Annotated in this window: 18 protein-coding genes; 2 read left to right on the top strand and 16 right to left on the bottom strand. The window is 34.9% G+C overall.

What is annotated here, in order from left to right; genetic code table 11:
* Nucleotides 1-44: 44 nt before the first annotated feature.
* From ACZYT4_RS13565 to ACZYT4_RS13490, 16 genes are all read right to left on the bottom strand, one after another.
* Nucleotides 45-341 (bottom strand): hypothetical protein, encoded by a 297-nt coding sequence (locus ACZYT4_RS13565; protein WP_463786766.1) that lies wholly within the window; start codon nt 339-341, stop codon nt 45-47.
* Between the two features lie 12 nt (nt 342-353).
* Nucleotides 354-629 carry a hypothetical protein gene (locus ACZYT4_RS13560; protein WP_463786764.1) on the bottom strand — a complete coding sequence of 92 codons (276 nt, stop codon included), beginning with the start codon at nt 627-629 and terminating at the stop codon, nt 354-356.
* 16 nt (nt 630-645) lie between these two features.
* Entirely contained in the window at nt 646-1314 is a 669-nt protein-coding gene (locus ACZYT4_RS13555; RefSeq protein ID WP_191341293.1) for a hypothetical protein, read from the bottom strand.
* Between the two features lie 2 nt (nt 1315-1316).
* A complete protein-coding gene (locus ACZYT4_RS13550) occupies nt 1317-1649 on the bottom strand; it encodes a hypothetical protein (RefSeq protein WP_463786760.1) in 333 nt (110 codons plus the stop codon).
* Nucleotides 1621-1842 (bottom strand): hypothetical protein, encoded by a 222-nt coding sequence (locus tag ACZYT4_RS13545; protein WP_463786758.1) that lies wholly within the window; start codon nt 1840-1842, stop codon nt 1621-1623. The genes ACZYT4_RS13550 and ACZYT4_RS13545 overlap by 29 nt, the downstream gene beginning before the upstream one ends.
* Nucleotides 1823-2125: a DUF4406 domain-containing protein gene (locus tag ACZYT4_RS13540; protein ID WP_463786756.1), complete on the bottom strand. Its 303-nt coding sequence runs from the start codon at nt 2123-2125 to the stop codon at nt 1823-1825. Before ACZYT4_RS13540 ends, ACZYT4_RS13545 begins: the two co-directional genes overlap by 20 nt.
* Nucleotides 2126-3013, bottom strand: coding sequence for a DNA-methyltransferase (locus ACZYT4_RS13535; RefSeq protein ID WP_463786754.1), 888 nt, complete (start codon nt 3011-3013; stop codon nt 2126-2128).
* Nucleotides 3010-4383, bottom strand: coding sequence for a helicase-related protein (locus ACZYT4_RS13530; RefSeq protein WP_463786752.1), 1374 nt, complete (start codon nt 4381-4383; stop codon nt 3010-3012). The genes ACZYT4_RS13535 and ACZYT4_RS13530 overlap by 4 nt, the downstream gene beginning before the upstream one ends.
* Entirely contained in the window at nt 4373-4666 is a 294-nt protein-coding gene (locus ACZYT4_RS13525) for a hypothetical protein (protein ID WP_463786748.1), read from the bottom strand. The genes ACZYT4_RS13530 and ACZYT4_RS13525 overlap by 11 nt, the downstream gene beginning before the upstream one ends.
* Nucleotides 4666-5553, bottom strand: coding sequence for a tyrosine-type recombinase/integrase (locus tag ACZYT4_RS13520; RefSeq protein WP_463786744.1), 888 nt, complete (start codon nt 5551-5553; stop codon nt 4666-4668). Before ACZYT4_RS13520 ends, ACZYT4_RS13525 begins: the two co-directional genes overlap by 1 nt.
* Nucleotides 5550-6416, bottom strand: a complete 867-nt coding sequence (locus ACZYT4_RS13515) for a rolling circle replication-associated protein (protein ID WP_463786739.1) — start codon at nt 6414-6416, stop codon at nt 5550-5552. Before ACZYT4_RS13515 ends, ACZYT4_RS13520 begins: the two co-directional genes overlap by 4 nt.
* A 171-nt stretch (nt 6417-6587) precedes the next feature.
* Entirely contained in the window at nt 6588-6908 is a 321-nt protein-coding gene (locus ACZYT4_RS13510) for a hypothetical protein (protein WP_463786737.1), read from the bottom strand.
* Between the two features lie 125 nt (nt 6909-7033).
* The gene (locus ACZYT4_RS13505; RefSeq protein ID WP_463786736.1) at nt 7034-7210 is read right to left on the bottom strand and encodes a hypothetical protein; all 177 of its coding nucleotides are present in this window, start codon (nt 7208-7210) and stop codon (nt 7034-7036) included.
* Between the two features lie 47 nt (nt 7211-7257).
* Entirely contained in the window at nt 7258-7497 is a 240-nt protein-coding gene (locus ACZYT4_RS13500; RefSeq protein WP_191340734.1) for a hypothetical protein, read from the bottom strand.
* 2 nt (nt 7498-7499) lie between these two features.
* Entirely contained in the window at nt 7500-7667 is a 168-nt protein-coding gene (locus ACZYT4_RS13495) for a hypothetical protein (protein ID WP_463786734.1), read from the bottom strand.
* Nucleotide 7668: 1 nt separating this feature from the next.
* On the bottom strand, nt 7669-7863 hold the full coding sequence (locus ACZYT4_RS13490) for a hypothetical protein (RefSeq protein WP_463786731.1): 195 nt from the start codon (nt 7861-7863) through the stop codon (nt 7669-7671).
* Nucleotides 7864-7940: 77 nt separating this feature from the next.
* On the opposite strand from ACZYT4_RS13490, the gene ACZYT4_RS13485 reads away from it, so the two are divergent.
* Together ACZYT4_RS13485 and ACZYT4_RS13480 are read left to right on the top strand one after the other, a co-directional pair.
* The gene (locus tag ACZYT4_RS13485; RefSeq protein WP_191340737.1) at nt 7941-8423 is read left to right on the top strand and encodes a hypothetical protein; all 483 of its coding nucleotides are present in this window, start codon (nt 7941-7943) and stop codon (nt 8421-8423) included.
* A 263-nt stretch (nt 8424-8686) separates the two neighbouring features.
* Nucleotides 8687-9040: a helix-turn-helix domain-containing protein gene (locus ACZYT4_RS13480; RefSeq protein ID WP_463786727.1), complete on the top strand. Its 354-nt coding sequence runs from the start codon at nt 8687-8689 to the stop codon at nt 9038-9040.
* Nucleotides 9041-9180: the final 140 nt, after the last annotated feature.

Here is a 9180-nt window from a genome sequence, read left to right as displayed (position 1 = left end):
CCTTAAACTTTCACTCAGCTTTCTTAATCTTTCAATGATTTCATTCATACTTTTACCTCATCATCTTGTGGCATCTGAAATATTTTATCACTGTAATTTTCGAGTACCTGAGTAATAATTCCAAGTGAGCTTTCCCCTTTTGAATATGTTCTATAAGGTTTTCTAATTTCATCTTGAATCATATCCAATACTTTCATAGCCTTTTCTCGTGATGAATAATCACCCATGAAAAATTCATCTGCAATAATTGCGTTCACTGATCCATGATAGCAATTATAATATCTGATTGTTTCTGCATTTATTAATTCTTGTCTATTCTGACTTCTAATCCAAATTCCCATTTATCTTCACCTCTATTTCACTTTCTTCAACAAATCAATTAAATAAGACATAGAAACTTCATTACTCACATGATCATTCAATACTACTCTATATCTTGTTATGTCATGAACACCTATATAGTATGTTTCTCCTACTCTTTCTTCCTTGATGTCATATTTCAATATCCTTGTACCATCTGGAAGCTCTAGCTGTGATATTGTCGTAGCAATATCAGGAAGATCATGAATGACCTTCCAATTGCTATCTTTTAATATAAATTCTTTTCGTTCATTATTGTTCTTTAGCATTTTAATTCATCCCTTCCTATATCCATCTAAAATCGAATAACTTTGTCTTGTATCTGTTGTTGCATGCATCCAGTACGGTCTGATATGAACAAAAGCATTTACGTCCTGCTTCTCGTGCAGACTTAAAAGTCCTTATACGCTTTCCGTTTTCATAAAGTGCCACTTTTTTTGAACGTGACATTGGTCCTGTCATTCTTGCATATTTTGCCTTGTCGATGACAATCAGGTTGTCAACCGATACATTTCTTGGATTACTATCGTTCTTCAATATCACTGTATCTCCATTCTTGTACTCCCTGATAAACAGATGAGCCATTAGATTCTTGCAGCAATAATCTCTATTTCCCAATTTCACATACCAAATGTCATTACCTCTTCTTCTTTTTGTATAACCTTCCAATACTTTCTTCTTCCCACTCTTGTATATGACATAGAATGATCCACTGTTCATCGCATAGTATCTCTTTCCTGTTTCCGTTTCCGTCACAAGAAGCGATACTTCTTCACTTTCGCTCCTTGTGTCATCTTCTACAAGAACATATCTATCCCTGAACAGCTTTCCCTGACTGATGAATGCACATACTCCACTTCTTGTTTTTTTCATCTCTTCCTGTAGCTCTTTTATCGTCATTCTGCCACACACTTTCGTTATATCATTTTTATCCAAAAGCAAGTATTCAACCATTATCATGCTCCTTTTCTTTTCATCTCTTCGATTATGTAGTCTACCGATTCATTCAGCTTCATGCTTTCCTCTATATCGTTCACAATGATGCTTTCTTTCTTCATTTCCTCGAAATATTCATCAAGGTCCTTTCTGCTCATTCGTATGCAATCCTTGTATCTCCTTCTATCACCTATCTTTTCCGAATGCTTATATAAAAGAACCTTTTTCTCGTTTCCGGAATTCTTGTCCATCCAGTATCTGGTTCCATTTTTCAGCTTTATTGCTCTGTTTTTTGTATCCAAAGCAATGACATCCTTCTTCAATCTATATCTCAGTATTATTCTTTGTTTCATGTCTTTTCTCCCTTGCTGTAATATGTCTATATTTTTCCTCGAATGCCTCCAGTTCCTCAATTCTTGTCAATACGACATCTATCTCATCTTCATATATGACAGCCGCTTTTCTTCTTGTCCTTCTGTTGATCATGGGATTGCATTCAACTGTTGCCTGTTTGAGTATCATGATTCTATGAGCTCTTGATTCCATGACCAATACCACATAAATGCATGACTGTCATTCCAACTGTCGTTGCATAATGAAGTTCCAGCAATGCACCATTAGATTCTTCATACCCTTCAAGCAGACATATTGCATCGCATTTTGACAGCTCACTCAATCCCATATCTATATATTCTCTGTAACTGAATCCTATATTTTTAACAGGGTTAATGACTGCGTGTCCTAATTCTTTCAATACTTTTTCAGCCTTTTCAAACTGTTCTACATAGTTTTTGTTCCCTGTTATCTTTCCTGCAATATACACTTTCATCTATAGTTCCTCCATATCAAATAGCGTTGGCTGATTCATTTTCATTGTCAGCTCCTTCATATATTTCATACCTGTTAAATAGTAGCTTTCCTTTAATTCGATGCCAATTGCCTTTCTTCCGTTCTTTACAGCAACATATGGAACGCTCATGACACCTCCAAATGGATCAAGTACAATCTCGTTTTCATTCGTATACCAACCTATCAGGTGTTCTATAAGGTCAAGCTGCAATGGTGTCATATGCTTCTCGTCCTTGTCCTCTCTTGCAATCTTTGTGTTCAATACATTTGTTCTTGATACCTCTGGACTTGCATTTCCTACAGCCCAGCACGGACTTGCCAGTCTTGTCCATCTATGAAATTCTTCATCGTTGTTTTCATGATTGACATGAACCCACTCATCTTCTCTTTCGGTCTTTCTCATGATCACAACATAATCCGGCATTCCTGTTCTTGTGATTTCTGCGAATTTCTTATATGAATTCCATAGAATTGAAGCCGATTTTGTTCTTGTCGCTTCAATCTGCGGATCAGTCCATACTGTAATCTCTCCATGATATGTCCAACCATGATGAATGAATGCCTCGATGACTTTTCCTCTAAAGTCAATCAATCCCATTGCACCATCACGTCCCTTGAATGTTGGTATCTGCTTAAGATGCAATGCTATTGATCTTCCCGGTCTTGTAATTCTGTAAAGCTGCGGTATCAGATAATCCATCTGCTCGAAGAACTGATTCAAATCCTTAACATTTGAAAAATCACGTTCATCATCACTGTATGTATATAGATTTGCAAATGGTATGCTCGTTATTGTCAGATCAATGCAATCATCTGGCAACTGTGAGCATACGTTTACACAATCGTCATTATATAGCTTGTATGTCATATGAAATCAGGCATCTCGATTTTTGCAAATTCCTCTGCCCTCTTCACTTCCTTTCCTTCAAAATTCAATTTTTGAATCTCCTTGACAGAAATATCCATACTATTCTTTAGTGTTTCCTGCTGTTTTCTTTTCTTCGTAATGTTTTCAAGAATATGTCTTTCTGTTGATCCAATCACGATGTATGAAAAGACATCGTTCTTCTGTCCAAATCTATATATTCTTCTCAAAGCCTGATAATAGTTTTCATATGAATATGTCAGTCCGCAAAAAATGACATTGTGGCATTTTTGAAAATTCATTCCATAACCGAATATCTTCGGCTTCGATATAAGCACTCTTATCTGGCCATTCTTGAAATACATAGAAGCATCTTCCTTGAATGTTGCTTTATCACTTCCACGGACCTCAACTGCATCTGGCAAGTATTTTTTCAGCAAATCCGCTTCCTGATTCGTATCGCACCATATGATGTACTGTTCTTTGTCTTTTGAAGCTATCTCTGCACATTTTCTTGCTCTTGCATCTGCTGTTCTTTTCTTTTCCTTGTGAAACGAAGTTGCAGATGTTCCTATCTCTCTGAATAGACCATTTTCAAATTCGTCATCTATCACATCAATCTCTATAATCTCAACCCTTTCATTCAGGTCAGGCAGAATATAATAATCAGCTGCATATCCTAAATCTCGTGGTGATTCTATATTGACTGACCACGTACAGCACCATCTATAGAAATCCCTTGTCGCATGACCTTTCAATCTATATGAGCCTGTTTTCATGTCGTTGATGAAGTATGTTGCAAGTGCCTTTGCAGTCGTTGTTATGCCTAGAAAATCAGCATGATTCAATAATTCCATCAAATCATTTGGAGCTGGAGTTGCTGAACAGCATAGCTTGTATTCCGTATCCTTGAATTTTTCTGTCAGCTTCGTTCTCATCTTTCCCGTGAAATTTTTTAGAATGCTTGATTCATCAAGCACAACTCCACCAAATATAGAACAATCAATATGATCCAACTGTTCATAGTTGATGATGTTAATTCCATCATGCACCTTATAGTCATACATGATATGCACATCATAACCAAGCTTAGGTGCTTCTTCTCTAGCAGTCTGCAATGTCACACCAAGTGGAGCTACTATGATAACAGGCTTATTTGTATGAACAGAAACATGATGTGCCCATTCTAACTGCTGCAGTGTCTTTCCCATTCCACATGCTTCAAATAGACAATATTTTTTCTTCTCTAGCGCTTTCTTGACGATTGCTTTCTGGTAATCAAATAAAACGTCATTTAGTTCATCTTCATTGATTGTAATCCCCTTCGTATCTGGAACATTCATCTTGCTTTCAATGAATTCTCTATACTCCATCTTCTTCACATCCTTTTAAATAGGCTGGCATGTCTAATCTCAACCTAACTTTCAAGATAAATGCTTCATATTCATCAATTTCTTTCTTTTTCATCTTTTCAACCTGCGCATGAAAATAATATCTGTCTTTTTTTAATTCCTTATTCATGCTATAAATCTTAAGAACGTCCCCCTCTTTGTAATCCATACATTGTTCCTTTTTATAAAGAAGCGGTAATTCATCCTCTCCCTTTCTTATTTCATCAAATTGCGTCTTTGCAACTTTTATTTCCTTGACTCTCATCAGTATTTCATCCTTTCCAGCTGTTCTTTCTTCATTTTGTCCGTTGTCCTTGCATAGATCATCGTCGTGTTAATATTCTTATGTCCCAGTATATCCGCAAGGTCATTTATTGCTCCGCCATCCTTTAAAAACTTGACTGCAAACAGATGACGAAATGAGTGCGGATGGACCTTGTCCAGCTTGATTCCTCGACACATTCCAGCTATCTTCTTCAATCGCTTGTAAACAGTCGTCGAATGCATCATTGTTCCTTCTTTCTTTCCTTTGAAGATATATCCTGATGTCATATTCATTTCCTTGCAGTATTTCTGCAATTCATTTTTAAGACTGTTTGTCATGATGACCTTTCTTATCTTTCCCTTGTTTCTTACCTGAATGTAATTGCTCTTTATATTTTCAACTGTAAAATACTTCAGTTCCTCTGCACGTATTCCTGTATAGGCAAATATACGCATCACGAGATACATCTCGTAATCCCTTTTCTTTGCCATTCTTAGCATCTTTTTCAGGTCTGAAGGTTCGAGCACTTCATCAAGAGATGCCACCTGCTGCATCTTTATATTCTTGATTTTCATCTGCGATCTCTTGTATTCCTTCAAATCGCTCAATTCCTTGCTTTCATCCTCATCTATCATTTCAATATATTTTATGAACTTGTTTATGATTATTATGTAATTGCTGACGGTCTTTGATTTGTATCTTTGAATCAGATGTTCCTTGAACCTCATAATATCCATCTTTGTAACTTCATTACCTGATGCTTCAATGAACATTTCAATAACGTGTCTATAATGCTTTAGTGTATTTTCTGACTTTTCATCCATCTTTTCAGCCAACAGGTATTCTTCTTTTTTTTGAATCATTTCTTCCTTTGTTATCCTCTTCATTCGTCATACCTCATCCTTGCATATATGTAGAACTTTGAATTGAATTCGTTGTACCTGACTTCGCATCTTGTAAATATCCTGTTTTTATATCTTCTTGTCATCATCTCTTCTATCAGGTTGTTATTGATGATCATCTTCCTTATTTTTGGAAATGGAAAGATGGTATAGCTCTTGCTTTCCTTGGGCTTCTTCAGGTTCTTGGATGATTTCCACCTCTTTTTCCCTTTGGGATCCTTCGACAGATATGCAGCAACTCCCGTCAATCCATTTTCATCTGGGTCCAGCTTTCTTATGTTGTTTCTTCTTCCTTTTGTCCACCTTGATTCTATTTCATCCATCGTCATCCCACCCTCGAGTATGAGATGATGATGACATCTAATGCCTTTCTCCTTTGAAAATTCTGTAATGTATATGTACTTAGCATTGTTTATGCCTAGCTTCTTTCTTCTGTAGTTTATCTTGCGTATGAAATTCTTCATGTCCTTCATTGCATCATCCATTGTTCTAGGCAGATGCTCATCTGCGTATGTCAATGTTATCCAGTAATCATTTGAAGTGAAGTTTGCATTGATCAATCTTTCAAGTCGCTTTCTTGAATTCTTGTCATTCAGCTTTTTCTGTGCAGAGTAATTCTTCTTTTTTGCTTTCATTTTATTCATCTGCTTCTTTGTAAATTCGGGATATATTTCTATCTCGAATTGATTTCCACTTCTTATTGTCTTTGTTGCATATACGCTTGTCATCCTGCCATCTGCTAACATTTCCCTTATCCTGTTTTCATCAAGAGATGATGCAGTCATATCATACGTTTCTTCATAATCATAATCAGCATATCTTCTATGCTTCTTTCTGTTGAATGCCATCTACATCTCTCCTTCGTTGATTTGTTACTATCCATAACGAGGACGATATATGCATAAAACATCCTTGCTTCTAGCCTTTATATATGCTATAATCCACTTGATGATATATTTGTGGAAGCAAGGATGAAATCACTCACAACGTGCATACTGAGTGATTTTTTCTTTGCTTTTTTATAAGTCTTCTTCACTATTCATCTTCTCAATGACTCTTGAAAGTCCCTTGGAAAGTTTTTTTCTTATTCCACGATTGATTTTCTTGCCATGATTTTGAAGCAAAGTTAAAATTTCTCCTTCATCTATATACCCCATTTCAACAAGTGCATTTTCAATATTTCTGTCTGTTAATACAACTGTTCCTGCTCCAAATGGTTCAACCGTTACTGCAATGATTCCGACAGCTACTCTCCCTTCCTCTTCTTCATTTTCCAGATGACTCTTTAAGTTCTTCATCATCATTTCAATTCCTCTTTTTGTTGCTTCATTATATTTCATTTCAACCTACTCCTTTCATTTTCAATATGACAATTACTATCACGATCACTATGACAACGATGATCATTGGTAATATGCTTTTTCTCTTTCTTTTCTTCATCTTCCCACAGACGAGATCTGGTCTGTCAAAGTTGAACATTGTCTGCAAGCACCTCCCCCATTTTCACGATTGCTATTCCCATAGCAACAAGCGTGATGCATTCTCCAGTATTAGAATAATTCATGCATCCAATAACGACTACTGCAATCCCAATGCACCACATTGCCATAACAATCAATTCAAATAATTTCCCGTTTTTCATGTTCTTCATCTCCTTGATGGTGTGATTCTTTTTTATCTATTATTCAATCAATTGCTTAAAAGATTTTTCTTTCTCTCTGCCCAAGACAATTTCTTTTTATTTGTACCTTTTCTTGTCTTTAGACTTAGCAGATAATCATCCAGTTTTGTTGTATCAAATAGGGCTTTCCCGCGCCCTGATTTAATGACAGGAGCCAGTGGATCATTCGCATACATATTAAGCTTATATCTACTGAAGCCCATTTCAGCCAGCTCCGTTATTGTCATTAGCTGCTTTGGATAAATCATGATTACCTCTCCTTTCTGTTTTCATCTTTTTTTCTTTCCTCTGAAAATACTCTTGCAGCAGTAATGAATCCATCGATCCATGTCTTTGCTTTTTCCTTGTTCTTGCTGTCAAGTGGCGATAGCAATTGAGCTAACTCGATTGCATCATTTTTCTTCTTACTGATGTCCATCCTATTCACCTCCCTCAATTTTAGCTATGAGACATTCTATTTCTGCCCTTATGATTCCTGTTATATAGGCATATTTTGAACTCGGCAATAAATCTTCTTCTTTTAAAAAACTGTACTTTTCCATAAGCTCTTCATTACTTAGACTATCTATTTTTGCAATTTCTCTTAATCTTTTTACTATTTCTTTTTCGTTCATTTTTACTCTCACTTTCATGATTTTAATGTTTTATACAAATGCTATGCTATAATTTAAAGGAAAGGAGGTATATTATAATGAATCTTGATAATTACACAGATATCATCTTAAATATAATGACTATCATTTCTTTTGTAGTATCTGGTATTCTAGGAATTTCTAAATTATTACAATCACGTAAAAAACTTGATATAGAAATTAAGGACTACAAAAACATTTTTAATGTCATCCAACTGTACATGTTCATCACAAACAATTCTACAAATCCAATATCAATCTCTTCTATTTCTATAAATAGCAACGGCAAGTCTATACAATGCGAATTGCTTCCTAAAAAAATACGTGGCAAAGGTAATGATTTGATTTCTACTCCAACTTTTCCTTTAAATGTAAATCCTCAAGAATCTCGGAATTACTTTTTAGAATTCCTTGATTGTTCAGATATTTTATTAAATGAAGGAACTCTTCTTTCTTTAACAATTTACACCAATCGAGGTATGATAAAGAAAGATATAACTTTACCTCATAAATCTCATTATTTGCATATAGGGCATCAATAGAACATTTCATTCATATCTTCCTCTCTCTTTATAATTTTTCATAAAATCCTCATAATCATATGGACTACTGCATCATTCTGATGTTGATCATGAGGATTATGGTAAGATACATTTTCTTTGTTGAATTCCACCTCCTATTTTGTTATCTCTGATTACATTATATTTATCATTGATAACTTTGTCAACGATATTTTGTTATCTTTGTGTACTTTTTATTGATTTTTCATAAACTTATGTTATTATTTGATTAGGAGGTGATATATATGAATAGTGGTGAAAGAATAAAACTATTGAGAAAAGAATTACATCTATCACTTGAAAAATTTGGAAATCAACTTGGTGTTACTAAAACTGCCATATCTAATTTAGAACGTGGAGAGCGAAACTTAACTGAGCAAATGGCAAAGTCAATTTGCAGAGAATTTAATGTTTCATATGCTTGGCTAAAAGAAGGTTTGGGTGATATGTTTACTGACCTTCCAGAAACTATCCTAGATCAACTTGTTGAGGAATATCATCTCGATGATTTTGACAAAGAGCTTATAAAAAAATATCTCGATCTAACTGATAGTGAACGGGAAGTTATTAAAAAATATATAAAATCCTTATCTCTATAAATAAAAAGACGAGATTGACTCGTCCTATGATCTTGTAAAGTATTTCATTACAATTTCATAAATGATTTTGAGATATTTTATATTGTTGATCTGTTTTAGCATTTCAACTATGTATCTCTTATAATCATCACGATTCATAT

Source organism: Massilimicrobiota sp. mt181, from assembly GCF_055420065.1.
This window is presented reverse-complemented; position numbering and strand designations above follow the sequence as displayed.